The sequence below is a fragment of the Porphyromonas cangingivalis genome (genome assembly GCF_900638305.1).
Classification (GTDB): Bacteria; Bacteroidota; Bacteroidia; order Bacteroidales; family Porphyromonadaceae; genus Porphyromonas_A; species Porphyromonas_A cangingivalis.
This window is the reverse complement of sequence record NZ_LR134506.1, coordinates 1,430,417-1,450,541: the sequence shown is the minus strand read 5'-3', so window position 1 is coordinate 1,450,541 and position 20,125 is coordinate 1,430,417. Positions and strand designations below refer to the sequence as shown.

The 20,125-nt window shown below is 47.1% G+C and carries 14 protein-coding genes and 1 CRISPR repeat array; of the genes, 7 read left to right on the top strand and 7 right to left on the bottom strand.

All coding sequences use genetic code 11. The annotated features are described in order from the left end of the window. The first annotated feature begins 83 nt into the window (after positions 1-83). From EL262_RS06035 to EL262_RS06020, 4 genes are all read left to right on the top strand, one after another. Complete coding sequence (locus EL262_RS06035; RefSeq protein ID WP_078735974.1) at positions 84-1,406, top strand: OmpA family protein; 1,323 nt, start codon at positions 84-86, stop codon at positions 1,404-1,406. A 746-nt stretch (positions 1,407-2,152) separates the two neighbouring features. Beyond that, a complete protein-coding gene (locus EL262_RS06030; RefSeq protein ID WP_078735972.1) occupies positions 2,153-2,812 on the top strand; it encodes a TetR/AcrR family transcriptional regulator in 660 nt (219 codons plus the stop codon). Between the two features lie 200 nt (positions 2,813-3,012). Continuing rightward, positions 3,013-4,788, top strand: coding sequence for an ABC transporter ATP-binding protein (locus EL262_RS06025; protein WP_025838030.1), 1,776 nt, complete (start codon positions 3,013-3,015; stop codon positions 4,786-4,788). A 5-nt stretch (positions 4,789-4,793) separates the two neighbouring features. Continuing rightward, a complete protein-coding gene (locus EL262_RS06020; protein WP_025838032.1) occupies positions 4,794-6,518 on the top strand; it encodes an ABC transporter ATP-binding protein in 1,725 nt (574 codons plus the stop codon). Positions 6,519-6,787: 269 nt separating this feature from the next. After that, positions 6,788-8,970: a CRISPR direct-repeat array (repeat unit 33 nt; unit sequence GTTTCAATTCACGCAGCCCGGATGGGCTGCGAC). Positions 8,971-9,288: 318 nt separating this feature from the next. Here the strand turns inward: EL262_RS06020 and cas2 are convergent. The 7 genes from cas2 to EL262_RS05985 are packed head-to-tail and all read right to left on the bottom strand — an operon-like array spanning position 9,289 to position 17,184. Next, the gene (gene cas2 / locus EL262_RS06015; protein ID WP_025838034.1) at positions 9,289-9,579 is read right to left on the bottom strand and encodes a CRISPR-associated endonuclease Cas2; all 291 of its coding nucleotides are present in this window, start codon (positions 9,577-9,579) and stop codon (positions 9,289-9,291) included. A gap of 3 nt (positions 9,580-9,582) precedes the next feature. Then, complete coding sequence (gene cas1c, locus EL262_RS06010; protein WP_025838036.1) at positions 9,583-10,611, bottom strand: type I-C CRISPR-associated endonuclease Cas1c; 1,029 nt, start codon at positions 10,609-10,611, stop codon at positions 9,583-9,585. Further along, complete coding sequence (gene cas4, locus EL262_RS06005; protein WP_078735785.1) at positions 10,608-11,279, bottom strand: CRISPR-associated protein Cas4; 672 nt, start codon at positions 11,277-11,279, stop codon at positions 10,608-10,610. The genes cas1c and cas4 overlap by 4 nt, the downstream gene beginning before the upstream one ends. A gap of 15 nt (positions 11,280-11,294) precedes the next feature. Continuing rightward, positions 11,295-12,299 carry a type I CRISPR-associated protein Cas7 gene (locus EL262_RS06000; RefSeq protein ID WP_025838038.1) on the bottom strand — a complete coding sequence of 335 codons (1,005 nt, stop codon included), beginning with the start codon at positions 12,297-12,299 and terminating at the stop codon, positions 11,295-11,297. 19 nt (positions 12,300-12,318) lie between these two features. Then, positions 12,319-14,103, bottom strand: a complete 1,785-nt coding sequence (cas8c, locus tag EL262_RS05995) for a type I-C CRISPR-associated protein Cas8c/Csd1 (RefSeq protein WP_025838040.1) — start codon at positions 14,101-14,103, stop codon at positions 12,319-12,321. Continuing rightward, a complete protein-coding gene (cas5c, locus tag EL262_RS05990) occupies positions 14,100-14,867 on the bottom strand; it encodes a type I-C CRISPR-associated protein Cas5c (RefSeq protein ID WP_025838042.1) in 768 nt (255 codons plus the stop codon). Before cas5c ends, cas8c begins: the two co-directional genes overlap by 4 nt. A gap of 13 nt (positions 14,868-14,880) precedes the next feature. After that, positions 14,881-17,184 (bottom strand): CRISPR-associated helicase/endonuclease Cas3, encoded by a 2,304-nt coding sequence (locus tag EL262_RS05985; RefSeq protein WP_078735786.1) that lies wholly within the window; start codon positions 17,182-17,184, stop codon positions 14,881-14,883. A gap of 509 nt (positions 17,185-17,693) precedes the next feature. Between EL262_RS05985 and EL262_RS05980 the strand changes: the two genes are divergently transcribed. The 3 genes from EL262_RS05980 (at position 17,694) to EL262_RS05970 (ending at position 20,084) form a co-directional block, all read left to right on the top strand. Further along, on the top strand, positions 17,694-18,116 hold the full coding sequence (locus EL262_RS05980) for a hypothetical protein (protein WP_025838048.1): 423 nt from the start codon (positions 17,694-17,696) through the stop codon (positions 18,114-18,116). Positions 18,117-18,431: 315 nt separating this feature from the next. Next, a complete protein-coding gene (ychF, locus tag EL262_RS05975) occupies positions 18,432-19,535 on the top strand; it encodes a redox-regulated ATPase YchF (protein WP_078735787.1) in 1,104 nt (367 codons plus the stop codon). 153 nt (positions 19,536-19,688) lie between these two features. Next, positions 19,689-20,084 carry a DUF1573 domain-containing protein gene (locus EL262_RS05970; protein WP_025838049.1) on the top strand — a complete coding sequence of 132 codons (396 nt, stop codon included), beginning with the start codon at positions 19,689-19,691 and terminating at the stop codon, positions 20,082-20,084. Positions 20,085-20,125: the final 41 nt, after the last annotated feature.

Genomic DNA, 20,125 nt, shown 5'->3' with positions numbered 1-20,125 from the left:
GCTTTTATCAAGCGATTACTAATTGGATTATTACTTGTATCTTTGTGATAATCTATGAATAGTAACTTAATAATTTATTGATTATGAAAAGAACAGTTTTTGCATTGGCTGCAACTCTTGCTTTCTCTTCTGTGGCATTTGCTCAGACGAATGAAGAGATCAAGATGGAAGCTGATAAGATCCGTCAAGAGATCAAGAAAGATTACTCTCACTGGACGATTGGTATCTATGGTGGTCTTCCATTTTACCAAGGTGCAGATATGGCTACCCTCGGTCACGAAAAGACTCACTTCGGTTATGTAGGTGGTCTTCAGATTGGCTATCAATTCAATCCATTCTTCGGTATCAGCCTTACAGGTCAGTATGGCAAGGGTGATGCAGGATACAAGAAGGGAGAGGATGTCTTCCGTGTAAAGCCTGACGGTATGGTCACTCTCGACACCAATGGCTCTATGAAGTTTTCAGAAGTGTATGCTTCTATCCCTCACATGAGTGCAGGTCTACACTTTGACTTCAATATCGCACCTATCTTCAGCAGCTCTGCAAACCGTAAGGTCGCTGTTATCCTCAGCCCTGCTGCGTATGTACAGAAGTTCATGCCTGAGCTCAAGAAAATCTCTGACAAGGCTGTCTATAGCAATCCAAAGATCGGTCAAGATCTTACCTTCAGCTTTGGTGGTGATCTTGACATCCGTTTCCGTGCTTCTAAGCACCTTGACCTTCTTCTTAAGGGTGGTGCGGCTTGGATCTCTAACAACCCAAGCCACGATGGTATCAACCACGAGGCTTATACCAAGCTAAAACACGCTGTCGTAGGTCAGGTAGGTCTTGGTCTTATCTACAAGATCGGTAACAGCGACAAGGTAGACAACATCATCTATGCTCCTACAGCTCGTACCATCAACAAGATGGCTGCTGAGCGCGTAGCTGCTCGTCTCGAAGCTGAACGCATCGCTAAGGAGAAGGCGGAAGCCGAAAGACTTGCTCGTGAAAAGGCAGAAGCTGAGCGTATCGCTCGTGAAAAGGCAGAAGCTGAAAGACGTCGTCTTGAAGAAGAAGCAGCTCGTCAGGCTCAGAAGGTGGAAGTCAACCTCCCAAGCATCCACTTCGTACGTGGTAGCGCTGTCGTCAACAAGAAGAAGTATGCTAAGGAACTTGCTGAAATGGTAGAGTTCTTGAACGCTAACCCAACTCTTTCTGTCGATGTAGTAGGTTTCTGTGACCACACAGGTACTGAAGTTCTCAACGACAAGCTCTCTATCAAGCGTGCTGAAAACGTGAAGAAGTACCTCGTAAGCAAGGGTATCGATGCTGCTCGTCTCTCTACAAGAGGTATGGGTAAGGATGAAGCTCTCTCAGGTAAGGCTGCTCTTTCTGTGAAGGCTCGTCGTGTAGAAGTGAAGTAATCACTCTACTATTGTAGAAATAGTATTTATATATGAGGGGTTGCCAAAATTTATATTTTGGCAACCCCTCTTTTTTGTATTCGAGATGTACACGAAGCACAGCATCCAAGAGTCTTACTCAGAGCTGTGTCTTTTTTCCGAGGACATGAAGTTTGATCTTGTAAGTGACTCTTCATTCTTCAATCTGTGTATGATGTCTACTTTCTTTTTGAGGTATCTCCGTAGTATGGTTTTTGAAAGTCTAAGCTCCGTCACTCATCATTACAAAAGTGGATGCATGAAGGGGTGAAATCAAGTCGTTAAACTTGATGACGAAAGTCGTTAAACTTGTTAGATCAAGTCATACGACTTTTTTGTTGACCTTCCGACCCTCCCTCTATAGCTCGAAGAGCGGGAATGAGTATGTGTTCTTTGGGCTGTGATTTGAGGTAAAGAGTATGAGCCTTCTTTGGGAAAGGCTTTACTTTTAGGATTCGGCTCCGTTTACTTCAGAGGTCTTTCATTGTAGAGAAGTGCCTTTCGAGCTTTTTGTCTTCTTCTCTTTGTCTTTCTCTACATATCGTACGGGGTGGGGGTGGAATTGGGCGGACTCAGAGGGGAAAATAGGTGTAAGTGTATTCGGATGTGAGGGAGTCTACCTTGATACGGCTCTATTTCGGAGCTTTCGGCACGAAAAATCACTATTTCGAGGTATTGTGTGAATTTTCGTCAATACCGAACTTTACAAAGCAGAATAACACACCACAATGCAGAAGATCAAAGACCACACACGCTTGCAGTTGCTCAACACCGCTCGGGAGGCTTTCTTCAAGAAAGGCTTCAAGGCTGTGTCCATGCGTGAGATCTCTCAGAAGTCCGGTGTGGGGCTGAGCAACATCTACAACTATTACCCCAACAAGGACAGTCTGCTGGCCGATGTGCTCAAGCCGCTCCTTGATGACATCGAGTCCATGATGCAGGAGCACAATGCTCCGGGAAGGTTTACCGTGGAGATCTTCACATCCGAGGAGTTGCTGAGACACTGGATCGAGCGGAGCCTGCGGATTGTATTTCATTATCGCAGGGAGCTGAAACTCTTGCTCTTCGAGTCGCAGGGCTCGGGCTATCAACATCACGTGAGGGAATGGGCGGAGAGTGAAGCCTCGGAGATGGGGCGGATCTGTTTGGATGAGATGAAGACCCACTATCCTCAACTCTATACGGATATATCCCCTCTGTTCATGCACTTTGCATCGTCCCTCTGGCTCAATATGCTCAGGGTGGTGGTGCGTCATGAGGAACTGACCAAAAAGGAGGTCGAAAATTTTGTCGAAGAGTTTGTACGCTTCAGCACAGGGGGCTGGGGAAAACTCTTGCGGGCAGAGCAGGCAATCCCCTCCGACCTCTTAACTCACCAAAGATCATAAGAATGACAACAACGAGTATCATATCTATCATAGAGCTTCATATATCGAGCCATCCGAACAGGGTGGCTCGATTTGTTTTTAGAACGATTATGACTTTTGTTCTCTTTTCGGGACCTTGATGAGGCTTCTTGTGGGGAGCTGACCCCGATACTTTTACGGCAGAACACACACACATTTTATCAACAAAAATAATATGACTTATGTCTGAAGAAAAAAAACAAAAGAAACAGTCGATCCTGAGACGGCTCATGTCTTATGCCGGCAAGAGGGGCTATATGCTCTACCTGGCCATGCTCTTCTCTGCGCTCTCCGGGATCATGATACTCATGCCTATGATATACATCCATAGGATCGTGAGTGGGATCATCATCAGTGGTACGGTCGATGCTGTCGGTATTCGTCACGATGCCATGTCGGCAGCAGGATTTGCCGTGGCAGGGATGTTTTTGTACTTCATTGCTCTCATCGTCTCTCATCTCTTTGCCTTCGAGGTCGAAGAGAACATTGTCAAAGTCAGTGTCAAGAGATTGATGGCCAAGCCTCTCGGATTCTTTGCTCATCGGGAGAGCGGGGCTCTGCGTAAGGTCATCGTCGATGGTGCCGCAGAGACCCACTCGATGCTTGCACATCAGTTGCCCGACTTTGCGATGACGGTGATCACCCCGTTTGTCCTTTTCACCTTTCTCTTCATTTTTGACTGGCGTTTGGGACTCATGAGTGCCATGCCCATCGTCATCGGGATGATCCTCATGGGTACGATGCTGACGGAGAAGAATAAGAAGGTGCGTGACGAGTACTACCAGGGCCTCTCGGAGCTCTCCGCCGAGTCGGTCGAGTATGTACGAGGTATCCCTGTGGTGAAGACCTTTGCACAGAGTGTCGAGAGCTTTGATCGTCTCTATGCCCTCATTATGAGGATGAAGGACTTGGTGCTGGGTTGGAGTATGAGCTTCAGGGACAAGATGTCTCTCTACGAGACTGTCGTGGGGTCGACAGCCTTTTTCCTTGTCCCCCTTGCGATTTTCATGATCACTGCGGGCGCAGATATGCGTGAGGTGCTTGGCAACAGCGTCATATACCTTCTCATAGGGCCTGCTTTCGGGATCTTTGTCATGCGTAGTGCTTCGATAAACAACTTCGTTTACTTTGCGGAGATGGCATTGGACAAGATCGAGGAGACCCTCGATCACAGCGATGCTACGTATGGGGAGACGACGACCATAGGCGAAGGGATCGAGTTCAGAGAGGTCTCTTTCTCTTATGGGGGAACGAAGGTGCTGGATCGGATCTCCTTCAAGGTCAATAAAGGGGAGACCGTCGCACTGGTAGGCACCTCGGGTGGTGGCAAGACGACCATCGCTCGTCTTGCCGCACGCTTTTACGATGCCGAAGAGGGTGAGGTACTCATCGGTGGCGTCAATGTCAAGGAGTGTGAGAAGGAGACTTTGATGAAGAAGATCGCTTTCGTGTTTCAGAACTCCCGACTCTTTAAGATGACCCTTCGTGAGAACCTCCTCATCGCCAAGCCCGATGCCTCCGAAGAGGACATACGGAGCGTGCTCCGTCACTCTCGCTCAGAGGAGATCATCGATCGCTTGGAGGAGGGACTCGACACTTATTATGGCAAGAAAGGGACTTACTTCTCCGGTGGTGAGGTGCAGAGGCTGGCGATAGCTCGAGCGATGCTCAAGGATGCCGACTTCGTCATCCTCGATGAGGCCACAGCCTTCGCAGATCCTGAGAATGAGCACATCATCCAAGCATCGTTCAAGGAATTGTCTAAGGACAAGACGACCCTCCTCATCGCACACCGACTCTCTACCGTCATCGGTGCGGATAGGATACTTGTCGTCGACAATGGACGGATCGTCGAGAGCGGGACTCACCAAGAATTATTAACCCAAGGCGGTGTCTACAATAAATTGTGGGAGCAGTACCAAAGTGCCGCCAACTGGAAGATAGGAGGTAACAGATGAAGACTATGACAGAATATTTCAAGAAAAGATATGCGATGTCGGAGAAGGGGGCGCAGAACCTCCGTAAGTCGATCCTCTCGCATACGTTGGTCAATATCACAAAGGTATTCCCTCCGATGGTAGGGTTCATGTTTTTGTTTCAGTACCTTGGTGGTGCAGAGGGGGCTTCGGATTTTGCCGATCTGAGACTCCTCGACTATCTTGTGATCATTGGTGTGATGTGTGTGGTGATGTTCTTCATCGCGAGGTGGGACTATACACGACTCTACAACAATGTCTACAACGAGAGTGCCAACCTCCGTATAGACCTTGCCAATCGTCTCAAACAACTACCTCTCTCCTACTTCTCAAAGAGAGACCTCGCTGATCTGTCTGCCACGATGATGAGTGACCTCACACTGTACGAGCAGATATTCTCTCATGCCGTGCCACAGCTCTATTCGACAGCCATCTCGACAAGCCTCATTGCTGTGTCTCTCTTGGCGTACAACTGGCGATTGGCCTTGGCCGCACTCTGGGTGATCCCTGTGGCCTTCTTTGTCTCCTCCTTCTTCAAAAAACGACAGAGAAGTCAGGTCGATGCCTGGGTGATCGCCAATCGTGAGGTCTTCGATGACTTGCAAGAGAAGATCGAACAGGTGCGGGAGATCAAGTCGTACAATCTTGAAGAGAAAGCGTTGGGAGAGTTCTTTGACAAACTCGAAGTGAGTACGAAGATGAAGATCAATGCCGAATTCTTTACAAGCATTGCGAATGCCCTCCCCGGTATACTGCTCAAGCTCGGTATCGTCACCGTTGCCGTCTTTGGTGCAAATATGTTGATCCAAGGAGAGACCGACCTCCTTACCTATATCGCCTATCTCATGCTCACAGCCAGCATCTATCTGCCCATTGAGGGTCTTTTGTCCTTCCTCACCATGATCCTCATGCTCGACAGTGTCGTGGGACGTATCAAGGAGATCAAGACGATGCCGATACAGGAGGGTAAGCACGAGATGAATATCAGTGGATATGACATCGAGTTCAGAGATGTAGAGTTTGGCTATGAGGATCATAAGGTCATCAACGGAGTGACCTTCACCGCACGACAGGGTGAGGTGACAGCCCTTGTCGGACCTTCGGGCTGTGGCAAGACGACACTGACGAAGCTGGCGGCTCGATTTTGGGACATTCCCCGGGGACAGATACTCCTCGGGGGAGAGGATATCTCCAAGGTCGATCCCGAGACTTTGCTCAAGCACTACGCAATAGTCTTTCAAGAGGTGATCCTCTTCAATGCTTCCATCCGGGATAATATCCGCATAGGCAAGAAGGGGGCTTCGGACGAAGAGATCCTTCGGGCAGCAAAGATCGCGCGTTGTGATGAGTTCGTCCGACGTATGCCGGAGGGGATGGATACCATCATCGGAGAGAATGGTGAACGTCTCTCCGGAGGCGAGCGTCAACGCATATCCATCGCTCGTGCCATCCTCAAGGATGCTCCGATCATCCTCTTGGATGAAGCTACGGCATCCCTCGATGTGGAGAACGAAACCCTCATCCAGGATGCTCTCTCGGAACTGATCCGCAACAAGACCGTCATCGTCATTGCCCATCGTATGAGGACAATCCGCAGTGCGGACAAGATCATACTCCTCAATAACGGCCGCATCGAAGCTGTCGGAACAGACGATCAGCTCTGCTCTTCATCACCTACTTATCTCAAGATGCTGGAGGGGCAAATTAGCTGACGGTTCTTCTCTTGACAACCATCTCTCTAAACAGCTTCAGGGGAGTGCGAAGACAAAAGTCTTGGCACTCCCCTGAAAGTCATTCATTGTGTATGCGGACTCTTTCAAGATATCCTTCGAGGCATCTTACTGTATTCGGACGAATGTCATACAAGATTATGGTTCGATCTCTCAACGCCGAGCTTCAGCATTTTAGATAAAAGAATACTATGTCGCAGTCCATTCGGACCGCGACATAGTATCAACTTATCCCTTTTCGATAAAACTTTGTTTCAACTCACGCAGCCCGGATGGGCTGCGACCGTGAATAAAAGTTTTATATATTCCCATCCTACGTTTCAATTCACGCAGCCCGGATGGGCTGCGACGTCCTCAAGTTCATCCCATCGCTCCGACTCGATCGTTTCAATTCACGCAGCCCGGATGGGCTGCGACTTATAGTTATTTTCATATTTATTTTTTTTTGTAAGTTTCAATTCACGCAGCCCGGATGGGCTGCGACTGATTATAGACTATGGACAAATTTCCTCAATATGTTTCAATTCACGTAGCCCGGATGGGCTGCGACTTTCGAGTACTTCTGTAGCCTCATCCGAGACAAGTTTCAATTCACGCAGCCCGGATGGGCTGCGACCACGTCGTTTCTGTTCCGTCAAAGCCTGCTCTTGTTTCAATTCACGCAGCCCGGATGGGCTGCGACAATCAAGTGTCTCAGCAACGAAAAAGGATACCCGTTTCAATTCACGCAGCCCGGATGGGCTGCGACGGTAGTCCGCAAGATACCCCATGGCCTTGTCCGCCGTTTCAATTCACGCAGCCCGGATGGGCTGCGACTTGTACCACTTTTGCCCCGGCAAAGGGGCGGTTTGTTTCAATTCACGCAGCCCGGATGGGCTGCGACCTATGCCCTTGACACCTACTTGAGCAAGATCCGCGTTTCAATTCACGCAGCCCGGATGGGCTGCGACGGTAGTCCGCAAGATACCCCATGGCCTTGTCCGCCGTTTCAATTCACGCAGCCCGGATGGGCTGCGACTTGTACCACTTTTGCCCCGGCAAAGGGGCGGTTTGTTTCAATTCACGCAGCCCGGATGGGCTGCGACCTATGCCCTTGACACCTACTTGAGCAAGATCCGCGTTTCAATTCACGCAGCCCGGATGGGCTGCGACCCCCTTGGATGATGGCACGATACGCCCAACCTTCAGGTTTCAATTCACGCAGCCCGGATGGGCTGCGACCTATGCTCTCCTGAACCGTATGGAGGGCGACAAGGTTTCAATTCACGCAGCCCGGATGGGCTGCGACTCAGCGACAAATCTCCCTTGTTTCGACCTCGTGTGTTTCAATTCACGCAGCCCGGATGGGCTGCGACTTCTGACTCTGCTTGGGCTTATCAAGGTCGATATGTTTCAATTCACGCAGCCCGGATGGGCTGCGACTGAGTTTTGATGAGCAATTTGATGAGCTTAAAGAGTTTCAATTCACGCAGCCCGGATGGGCTGCGACAAGATGATCGTTTTGTTCGAGGTACTGCTCAAATTGTTTCAATTCACGCAGCCCGGATGGGCTGCGACTTATGACGATGACAAAATTTCATCTCTTGACCTTGTTTCAATTCACGCAGCCCGGATGGGCTGCGACTCTTGTCTAATATCTCTTGCAAAATGCCAAAAACGTTTCAATTCACGCAGCCCGGATGGGCTGCGACCGCATAGGTCGAAGACTTCAAGAGCCTCCTCGTTGTTTCAATTCACGCAGCCCGGATGGGCTGCGACACTGTTTGGTGAGTACTGCATCCGAGATGTGGAGGTCGTTTCAATTCACGCAGCCCGGATGGGCTGCGACCCCCATCGGCTCACCCTTATATTCTTGCGAGATGTTTCAATTCACGCAGCCCGGATGGGCTGCGACAGCGATCTCTCGGAGACGGCTATCGCAGAGCTGAAGTTTCAATTCACGCAGCCCGGATGGGCTGCGACATATCCATGTACTTAAGTGGCTCCATGATTGCCGTTTCAATTCACGCAGCCCGGATGGGCTGCGACGAAGCAACAAGGAAGTTTAACGGACATAAATAACGGTTTCAATTCACGCAGCCCGGATGGGCTGCGACCCGGGCTTACGACCACGAGCTTGGCTAACGACGATGTTTCAATTCACGCAGCCCGGATGGGCTGCGACTTTTGGAATACCCTGAAATAGTTCGATATATTCGAGTTTCAATTCACGCAGCCCGGATGGGCTGCGACATCGAATATGCTTTAGGTCAACAAACGCTCGATTGGTTTCAATTCACGCAGCCCGGATGGGCTGCGACAACCATCTAATATTTATGACAACAAAGAACACTAGTTTCAATTCACGCAGCCCGGATGGGCTGCGACCTCCGAGTACGTGCAGTTGCATGACTTCGATGAGGTTTCAATTCACGCAGCCCGGATGGGCTGCGACAGTATGCCACAAAGATATAGATTTTATATCGGTTCTGAAGGCTTGATTTGCGAGAGGCTTTTCGTTGAAGTCGATAGTGGATTAAATACAATGCACAAGCAATTTAAGACCCTGATTATCTGTGGGTGCGAATTTGCCTGCTTTTTGCTGTGCACTATTGGTTCGCAGATGAGAACTTTTTGTTGTTGGTTTGTTTGTGTGGGGTGATCTGATTGTTGAGACTGAAGATATGTCTGTATGCTGAGGGATTCCTCTTGTTGTTATGTATTTACTACCGTTGGAGGTTTATCTTAAGGGGAGCGTAGGAGACGTACGAGGCTATATGATGAGCTCTCCCTCTATCTCGAAGGATGTGGCACGGCCGTAGATCTCTATATGTGAGCGGTAGTTCTTTCCAAGTTGATAGATGCGGAGACTGTCCTCTTCATCATCGATGGTGTCGAGGAGTTGGTGTTTGAGAACAGCAAACTGAGCCGGATCTACGAGGCACTCGAAGACCGAGTTCTGGACACGCTGACCATAGTTCTGGCAGATGCGAGCCACTTTTCTGAGTCTCTTTGCTCCCTGTGGATCAGAAGTTGAGACATCGTAGGTGATGAGTATGTACATAGGTCATTGGATGAGAAATACAGGATATTCGTCCAAGTCCTCTCGAAGGTATCGAGCAAGGAGTTGGGCTTGGATGTAGGGTAAGAGCCCCAGTGGCATTTTCTCTCTGAGGAAAGGATGGGTGATCTCATCCTTTTTTCGTTTTTGCCATAGGGCAAGTAGGTTTTTGCGTGCATCCTCTTTAAGAATGATGCCATTTTCGCCCTGTGCGAGGAAGTCTTTTGTGGAGACTTGCCTTTTGTTGATGACCGAAAGGACAAATCGATCTACAAGGTACGCACGAAGTTCTTCCATCAGATCCAGTGCCAAGCTCGGACGACCCGGGCGATCCACGTGAAGGAAGCCCACAAAGGGATCCAATCCCACGCTCTCAAGTGCAGCACGTACATCATGAGCCAGGATGGTATAAAAGAATGACAAGAGGGCGTTGACCATATCTTTTGGAGGGCGTTTGTGCCTTCCGGAGAAGGGAAAGTCAGGGTTGAGGATCAGGTGTTCGAAGACAGAGAAATACAGCTTCGCCGCATTCCCCTCCACGCCCATTACAGCATTGCGAGAGGTGAGTGTACCGAGTCGTCTCTGTTCGTGTTTCAGCTGGGCAATGACCTCTTGGATGCTTTTTTCGACCTCTGCATCATGCGTATGATCTCGTAGGAGTCGGGATAGTACGGCTCGGTGGTTGGAGATCTTACCGGCTATGAACACCGAAGCGATGTGTGCCGATACGAGTTCGTCATCTGCAAGCCTGTACTGAGTCCGTCGCAGGAGGACATTACCTTTGATCCCGCCTTCGAGGCTGCCGATATATCGCCCTGTGGGGGATAGGAATGACAGCTTCACTCCATTCTGTACACATAGATACATAGCACCCGGTGAAGCTCCTGTACGAGAGAAAGACAGGACACCTTCGATGTTGTGTATCGGCAGGCGCATGGCCTCTGTGTCATCGATGCGCACGACAAGGTTCTCTCCGTCTTTGCAGAGGTAAGCGTCGGGAGAAAGGATGTAGAGGGTGTTGAGCAGTTTTTTCATAGGTCGAATAGCTTGTGTTTCGTAAGGTAAGCGGAAGCAGAGCCAAACTGATTGGCTTTAGGCAGACATTGATCGAAGAGCGAACACGAACGGCACCTCGATGCATAGACAGCCGGTATCGGGGACTTCCTCCGGAAGGCTTCGTGCATAGCCTCAACGGTTGCAAGAAGTTCTTCTCGAAGTTCTGGAGAGAATACTACTTCCTCTCGATGTTTTGCTTCTCCGTAGAAGAGGTAACCCAGAGGAATGCTTATCCCATAAGCTTCCTCTAGGCATATAGCTTCTGCACAGAGTTGGAGACGATCGGCATTGTGTCTCTTCGGTCGTCCTCGTTTGTATTCTATCGGAATTGCCTCCCAACGACCCGGGTACTTTGGATGTGTGAAGACTACCTCTTCGGTTCCCGTAGCCGGATGTAGTTCTATGGCATCGGAGAAGCCGTATATCCCCAGTTGGTATGATGCCAAAGGAACAGAACGAAGCGTAACGGTAGTACCTCTACGCTGACTTTGCTCGGGCTGATGCACACGCTCGTGCAGTATCTGCCCGAGCGTGGTCAGCTCGTTCTCCTGCCATATCTGCTCGATGTGGATAAGGTACCACTGCCTGGGGCAAAACTTAAAATGTTGTAGTCCCGATAGCATTAATAGCTCGTCCTCGGTGTACATAATGGCAGGAGAATGCTATTGAAATAGATTTTGAGGATCGATTATCTCTACCCCTTGAGGTAGGTTCTCCTCATCAATGCTTATCTCGTAGTCTTCGAAAGAACGTGGATATTCTACTGAATCCTTCAGCTTTATCTTGACTCGGTCGAAAAGAGAATGTGCCGGTGCATTCCCGAAGCGGGTATTATGTTTGAAAACAATGATTTTTCGCATAGACATCAACCCTCGAGCCGCTGCTCTATCGTGTTCGAACATATTAAGTAGAGCATGCCATAGAAGTTTGAGATCTGCTTCATCAAACCCCGTTTTCTCAGCGAGCATTGCTGAGACAAAACCGTACCCTTTGTAGAGAGCGTATGGTATCTCATATAGGCTTCCAAAAGTAGATTCTTTTGCTTGATCCTTGCTGTTAGTTACTGCGATACGGGCTACTGAGCGATACTCTATAGATACAGGGTCAATAGATTTGGAGAAAGTGAGTTGTACTGGCCCTCGTACTTGTCCAGCTTGCTTGTCTGTTTTTCCTTTTCCCTTGGTGCCAGACTTTTTCTTTTTGCTCGTTTCCTCATCTACTCCCTCTGTATTTGTTTCATCGTCACTGGTACTCATTACAGCTCCAAAAGTACGTACATCGTAGTAGTGCTTACACATAGCCTGTTGTGTCTTGAGGATGCATTCATCCTGTTTTTTTTCGGAGGATAACTTGAGCTCTTCGACGACCTCATCAAACATCGCTCCATGAACTTGATTGAGGACGACTTTGTCTCGGATATATATACGGAAGAGATCTGGATCAAGGACTTTGCCAAATATATTTGCGTACTCAGGAAAGTAGGGGCTGATCATATCTACATAGTTGCGGATCTTACGCTTGAGACAAGGCGGGCTTACGATACCATGGTCGGTTTGGGCATCAGTTCGAGGCATATTGCCTGCGTCCGGGTCTCCGTTGGGATTCCCATTGACTACATCGTATAGGATGATGAAGTCGTAGCGGTTTTGGATGGCTTGCTTTTCCATTGCTTGAGTAAATTATGAATTAATCTTCGTTTTTCTTCTTCTTTTGTTCTTTTTGATCCATCTTATCTTGAAGGAACTGATGACCGTAGCCACAAAGGAAACGCCCACGTTCTTCTATTGTAAGATGAGCAGGGAACGGTTTTTCTTTGGGTAGCATATCAGTCAGCTTGGCTTTCTTCTCCTGAAGGAGCTCTGCCAGATAGCTGTTCTTGCGACGGATTTTCCCGATGTGGGCAGAGAAGAGACTTTCCAGATTTCGTGGAAAGACTTGTTGTGGGGCTGTCAAAGCTTTGCGGTAGAACTTGTCGAATACCGTGGAATTGAGACCGTAGCCTAATGCACGCTCTTGTGTCTCCTGATATACTCTCATAAGTCGACCGAGGACATAGGCTTGGTCGCTGAATTCTTCATCTAACTTCATAGGTATACTTATTTTACAGTTGCGTTTATGGTAGGCTTTGATAAGCCCGATTAGGATATCTATTGATGCGTTATAATCTTTACCTTTACTTTTATTATGATATTCCGGTAGTTTCAGAATAGTGCTTGATAACTTTTGTACAGCTCTCATTAGTATTAGTCGTGGATACTTACGTCTCCAAATAATACTGTCCAATATATGTTGTATAAAAGTTGAGGAGGGACGTGTCTGATCTCCCTTTTTCCCATATTCCAGAGCTGTTAATAGTCTGGATAGGGAATAGATTGGGGGATAGTCTTCATCCAACTCTCCTTTTGCATTGATCGTATTGAGGTTTTGATGATGCTCCCAGATATTGGCAAAAACCTTTTCAACTATGCCGGTTCTCCATTGGTATACTGCGATACGTCCTTCCCCCGGGACATATGACATAATGTGGAATTCCTTGTCAGAATGAAAAGAGTCAGCACTATTGGATAACTTTAGAATCTCTTTTACGATCTCTGCAGAGTCCTGAGGGTCATCAAATACGGCATCTACAAATGTTGCGATCATATCATCGTTAACTTCCCTGGACTGACTGATCCAGTAGATGTGCTGGATTTTGTATCTGTTGTCTTTGTGATGATTGTACTTACTTGTATGTAGATGTTTGAAAGCCTTTGCAATTTTGTCTGCAATGACTTTATTGATAGGGGCATTATCTCCTTTGGTCTTGCCGTATGAATCGAATACACTATTTTCTTGGAAACTGATAAGTTTTGCATTACCAACAACACTTGGATGGAGTCTTGTGGTAGGCCCCTCCTCTCCCGTAATACTACATAGTGTCAATGTAGATTGTTCTTGTTCGTCCAAATGCTTTCGATAGATGATGAGCTCCTCTTTCTCTGCAACCAGAGGGGTATGTCTGCCTGGCTTGTAAATGGAAAAAGCAACAAGTGCATTCTCTTGGATGAAAGAATTATTTTTCTTTTCTCTCTCATACGCACTTTTGGCTTTGTCGACGTCTTCCGGGCTCTTGTAGAATTGCTGTACCGCTTGAAAATCAGTGTCATTACGGAAGAAGTTTGCAATTTTGTTCACCGTATCTACAAAGTCTGCATTCTTTTTTCCATTCTTGTCTCCAATCCCCAATACATATGATATCTTACCAAAAAAATATGGGGATTCTATTCCACTCGTCGTAATAGGGCGAGTGGAAACTTGGTAGATAGGGAGCGGGTCATTTTTAGAGGTAATCTGAGGTTGTAGTGATATAAATTTACCTTCTTGGCTAAGCGCAAGTATCCAGGCAATACCTACATTCTCTTGTCCATAGGGAGGCAAGCATTTCTCTTCTGGTAGGCGGTCGTAGTACTCCGCCAAGGCTTTTAGCATCATCGTAGTATCTCCTTACTCTTGATATTTGGAATGTGTATTACTCCCTGCTTCATTCGGGCGTGAAAGAAAAGTGGGGTGGGATTTGTCGGATTGCTTTCAAAGTCTAAGTCAAAGAGCATAATCCCGAGATCTTGGTCTTGTGGGATGCCCATAGGTTTAGGGTGTTCCACAAGTTCGAATGAGCAACTATACTCTCTTATTCCTAGATAGGGTTGCTGAAAACATCCTCCGGACTTGATCCTCCGCTCAAACTCTGCGTAGTATTTTCCGGGGTTCTCATCCTTCGTCCCCTTTTGGGCAAGTTTAGCCTTTGTAATCTCTTGATCTTGATGAGAACGTTTATGTATCGGGATGAAGACGAGCTTGGCATATATACGATAAGCCACATCCTTGAGGACGCAGGAGACTCTCTGTTGTCTATCATTGTCGATATATATGGGATCAGGTAGTTTGACCTTCTTTGTTATTTCTTTCCCTGCAGGTGTTTGTAGCTCCCGTTTGGTGAGCTTACTCCCTGAAAGATTACGAATCCCCCCAACTTCATTCATCTTGATGACTTCGAATTGGATTGGTTTGAGAACTTCAATTTTGGTAATCTCCCATTCGGTAGCTCCTTTGACCCAAAAGATCGATTGAAGGATGTTGCGCATAGCCGAGGGGGTAGGTGCCGGGTACGAAAAACGCTCAGCCTTGAACGCAGGCTGGGTGAAACAAGCGTAATCTCCGGTGACTTCTATACAATACTCTTTGTCAAAGTAGTCCATAATTTGAATGATATTATAAGAATATTAAAGGCTCCTCTATGAAGAAATTTCGAAGTAAGATGCCAAAGTCTTCTGAATAGTTGTGCTTCGATGCGAGGACATATATGGGAGGGTTGCTTTCGCCCCATATATATATAGCCTTGATAATGCCTTGTGTGTACAATTCGAGGAAATCTTTTTCTCGCAGACCAACCTTAAATTGTTGTAATCGTCTAAACTCTTCAGTGCTCATCGCTCCTCTGGATGTCAGGTCTGCAATGAGTGCCTCTCCATCAAGTTTTGAATATTCCGGGTTCGGAGTATAGGGAACATAGAGGTCTATATATCCGTTATCTATAAGCTTAAATTTATTGCTAGCCTCCTCGAAATTAAGTTTTATCTTGCAACACTTGCTTTGATCCCATAGGAGGTCTGAGATGTTGTTTGTGTCACAGTTGATCTTGGCTCCGTACAGATGGGAAAAGTAGCTATAAATGATATCTGGGTGATCGATACTTTTCCCCTCTGTGTCGTATGTGGCCAACTCCATGGCTTGTTGGCTACGGAGTAGTTCTGTCGGGGTATATGATTTTGGGAGTCGGAAGATATACACTTGTCCCTTGGTAGAGAGTTTACCTTCTCTATTGCATCGTCCTCCGGCTTGGATGATAGAGTCTAAGCCTGCACTTGCTCGATAAACTATTGGGAAATCTAGATCCACACCTGCTTCGATGAGCTGGGTACTGATGACTCTTGTTGGGAGCCCTTTAGCTAGACGTACCTTTACTTTTTGAATTGTCTCTTTGAGGTGCACAGAACACATCATCCTAGATAGATGTATAAGCACTCCTTCCTTATCGGTTGAGATTTGCTTCAGTGCTTGTGCTAGTTGCAAAGCATCTTTGCGTGTGTTAACGATGCAAAGAACTGAGGGATGTTGAGCCAATCTTTGCGCCAAGCTCTCTATATCGGTTTCCGAACTATCTATATTATATTCGACTCTATTAAAAATTGAGAAAGTTTCCGGAGCAAATGGTATCACCTCCTCTGCTTTCTGTTTGAGGGTATAGAACGTTGGATTACTTACTTTTTCATTGAAAATAGGTTGTGTCGCAGTACACAATAATATTTGTGTGCCAAACATGCGAGTGAGACTCTCAATACTCCGCACCATAGGGTGTAGAAATTTTGTGGGGAACATTTGCACCTCATCAAATATCACAACTGCGTTGCAGATGTTGTGTAGCTTGCGACAACGAGCCCTTTTATTGCTGAATAGAGATTCGAAGAATTGGACATTTGTAGTGACGATAATCGGTGCGTCCCAGTTTTCTGCAAGGGCTTTTAGTACCGCATTTTTACTCTCGTATTTAGCTTTTTCAGAGGGATCCGAGACCTCAGAATGGTGTTCGAAGACCATATGTTCCCCAAAAACTTTCTTTAGTTCGCTTGCAGTCTGGGTGATAATCGAGGTAAATGGAATGACAATAATAATCCGACTTGCTTGGTGCTTGATGGCGCACTCCAATGCCCAAGCCATGGAACTCAAGGTCTTGCCAGCTCCTGTTGGAAGGGATAGAGAGTAAATTCCTTTGGACGCCTTTTGTCCGTGTTCTATACATTGAGACAAGAAGCGGGCTCTAGTTTGGTTTATCGCACTTGTTTGGCTGAAGGTCTCTGTCTTTTTTTGCAGCAGAAGTTTAAGACACTGCCATAGTTCAATGTTTATTTGGATGGTCGAGTCAATTCGCTCTGTATATTGCATTGGATTGCAAAAAGCCTCGGTGTCCAAAGAGTCCGCATCTACAAGGCACGAAAACAGCATTCGAACAAGGAGTTGGATGTCTTCCCATGACATATGGGTTAGCATGAGTCCTTCGGTCGCCTTCTTGAATTCTGTTGCCATCTCGGGATACGCATCTAGCAGGCGTTGAGTGTCCTGAGATATTTTGTGGGCTTCTAATTCTATCTTTTTAGCCATCAGATCCTCATCATACAACCCTCTATGGTGCCCACTGATGCAGTAAGCGAGTATTTTCCCTATAATTGCGCTTGAGGAATAACGGTAACCGACTTCGGCTCCATAGAGGCTGTGTGGAGACTTTGTTGCAGGCTTTCCTTTTAGTCCTGATTGTATGATATAGGTCTGAAATCCTTCCGAAGACTTTCCGAAGTCGTGCAGTAACCCTAGAGCAAAACCTATCTGATCCGCCTGTGGGACGCCTGTCTTTGATGCGAACTGACGGCATAGTGAAGCGACTTTCACCGCATGCTCTTCCAGTGATTGTATGCGGTGGTCGGGTGATATGTGGGCGATATTTTGCTCTGTGGTCAGCATGGGGGCTAAATACCTATGTCTTTATTGTATTTGTAAAATGAGTAATTATTGCGTGCTGATCATGTTTTTACCGTCGGCGTGATGCGTGATCCGGTTTAGATCAAGGTGTGTTTTTTTATTCTCTTACAATTTTATTGATAAATTTTGATTTCTGCAAGGATGCTCATTACTTTACTTTTGGGGAAGGTTGTCAGAGCCCTCGGAGGTATCGTAATGGTTTATGTTTTGATCCTGCTTTCGTGAGTTTGAGGGGTGTGGCTTTTTTGACTTGATTACCAACTGAATGTCCCTCTTATGGTGAAGTGGTGATGATGGGCAAAAAAGGTTTTACGACTCGTTTCATCAAGTCTTACGACTTTCGAAATTAAGTCGTAAGACTTGATGTCGAAGGTTCTATGAACTAATTTTTATGTGCCGTGTGTTATTTAATTGAAAATAGCATGCAAGATTTGTAACCTCCAAGGATTTGAAAAGCATAAAATCTATAAATCAAAAAGCAATAACTAATCATGAACAAATTAACAACACTTCTCTTGGCTTTTATCGTAGCCTTCACTATGCTTTCTTGCAAAAAACAAGCAGAGGATAGACAAGATTTAGGACGCTCGGACGACACGATCAAACTGGGTGTCAAGGAGGTTTTCTTTGAGAAAACGGGTGGCACATTGGACCTTCAGACAGCTTCGGATGCATGGCGGGTGCAGAGTCTGCTTCGAAATGGGCATCCTTTGACCAAAGACGACAATCTCACTATCATAGAGGATGAGAGCAAAAGACAGATCGGGTATAAGTGCAACTTCTGCGAAGTGATGAGGCAAGGAAACATCCTCCACATCAAGGTTAATCCGAAGACATCGGATGATCAGGTTGTATATGATGTGGTGCTTCAAGAGGGGAATTTCTTTGCCTATCTCAAGGTGATACACAAGTGAGCGGACTTGGTTTGTCCCCATTCGTTGTGATCTTCTAAAAATACACACTGACTCTTTAGGTCTTTGTGGTCGGTGGATAAATTTGTAACTTTGCGGTTTGAAAAAGAGACCGTTGCATGGTCTTACGAAGGGATTATTTTGACAGTCTTTTTGTAAGACTGCGTATTTTTGAGCCTTTGTAGATAGCTGTGACATCAAGAGATAGGGAGGAGTATGGTACCTCTTAGTTCTCAAAACCCATGTTCGGCAAAGGAAAATAGCGCGGTACGACAGTCTCAGAACAGCATAAGATAATCAAAACACTGACAATAATATATGGCACTACAATGTGGTATCGTCGGTCTTCCCAATGTTGGTAAGTCGACACTTTTTAACTGCCTTTCGAATGCTAAGGCACAGTCCGCAAACTTCCCGTTCTGTACGATAGAGCCCAATGTGGGCGTCATCACAGTTCCCGACGAACGCCTCAACAGGCTCGCCGAGATCGTCAATCCTCAGCGCATCGTCCCTACGACCGTCGAGATCGTCGATATTGCAGGGCTTGTCAAGGGGGCGAGCCGTGGCGAAGGGCTTGGTAATAAGTTCTTGGCAAACATCCGTGAGACCGATGCCATCATCCACGTGTTGCGTTGCTTCGAGGACGACAACATCACCCACGTCGATGGATCGGTCGATCCTGTGAGAGATAAGAGTGTCATAGATACTGAGCTACAGCTCAAAGACTTGGAGACGGTTGAGGCTCGCATCCAACGTGTCGAGAAGCAGGCCAAGACGGGAGGAGACAAGCAGGCTGCATTGCTTTTCGGTGTCCTCAGTCGTTATAAGGAAGCTTTGGAACAGGGTAAGTCTGCTCGTACAGTCGTGTTTGACACCCCGGACGAAAAGAAGGCCGCACGAGAGCTCTTCCTCCTCACTGCAAAGCCTATCCTATATGTGTGTAACGTCGATGAGGGCTCTGCTGTCTCAGGCAATGAGCATGTCGATGCCGTACGTAAGGCTGTCGCAGATGAGGGTGCGCACATCCTTGTCGTTGCCGCAAAGATTGAGAGTGAGATCGCAGAACTTGAGACTTATGAGGAGCGTCAGATGTTCCTCGAAGAGATCGGACTCAAGGAGTCCGGTGTCTCTCGTCTCATCCGTGCTGCTTATGCCCTGCTCAACCTTGAGACTTACTTCACTGCAGGGGTGCAAGAGGTCAGAGCATGGACTTACCTCAAGGGTAGTAAGGCACCTCAGTGTGCAGGTGTGATCCATACAGACTTCGAGAAGGGGTTCATCCGTGCCGAAGTGATCAAGTATGAGGACTTCGTCCACTATGGCTCCGAGCTTGCGGTCAAGGAGGCCGGCAAGATGGCAGTCGAAGGCAAAGAGTATGTCGTCCAAGATGGCGATATCATGCACTTCCGCTTCAATGTCTGAGCCGACCGCCCGTGTTGGGGCATAGAGCTTTTTTTGTCAATTGGGTAGTTATTTGTATCTTTGTACGAAAGGTGCACTTGTCTATTGGCAGATTTTCAGGTCGATAGCTGTCGTGTGCCATTGGATTTTGAATCAAAAAGCATAACTATGAATATGAAAAGATTTACAACGTTACTCCTTGCGATGGTGGTACTTATGGGTGCTTACACGCTTAATGCACAAGATAAGAATAAGGCTAAAATCGAGGTGACCGAGCATACGCATGACTTCGGTACGATCAAGGAAGCTGATGGTCCTGTCACTCATGTCTTTGAAGTGAAGAATACGGGAGATGCTCCTCTCGTTATTACTCGTGTGATGTCTTCGTGTGGCTGTACCACACCTACGTTCAACCGCGAGCCGATCGCTCCCGGCAAGACAGGCAAGATCACTGTGGTCTACAACCCTGCCGGTCGTGTCTATCCTTTCGTGAAGACCGTTTCGGTGTACAGCAATGGTAAGGAAGGTCCATTCATCCTTACGATCAAGGGAACTGTTGTCAAAGAATAAGATCCCTGCGGTAAAGGGTCTCTGACACTATTGAATCATAA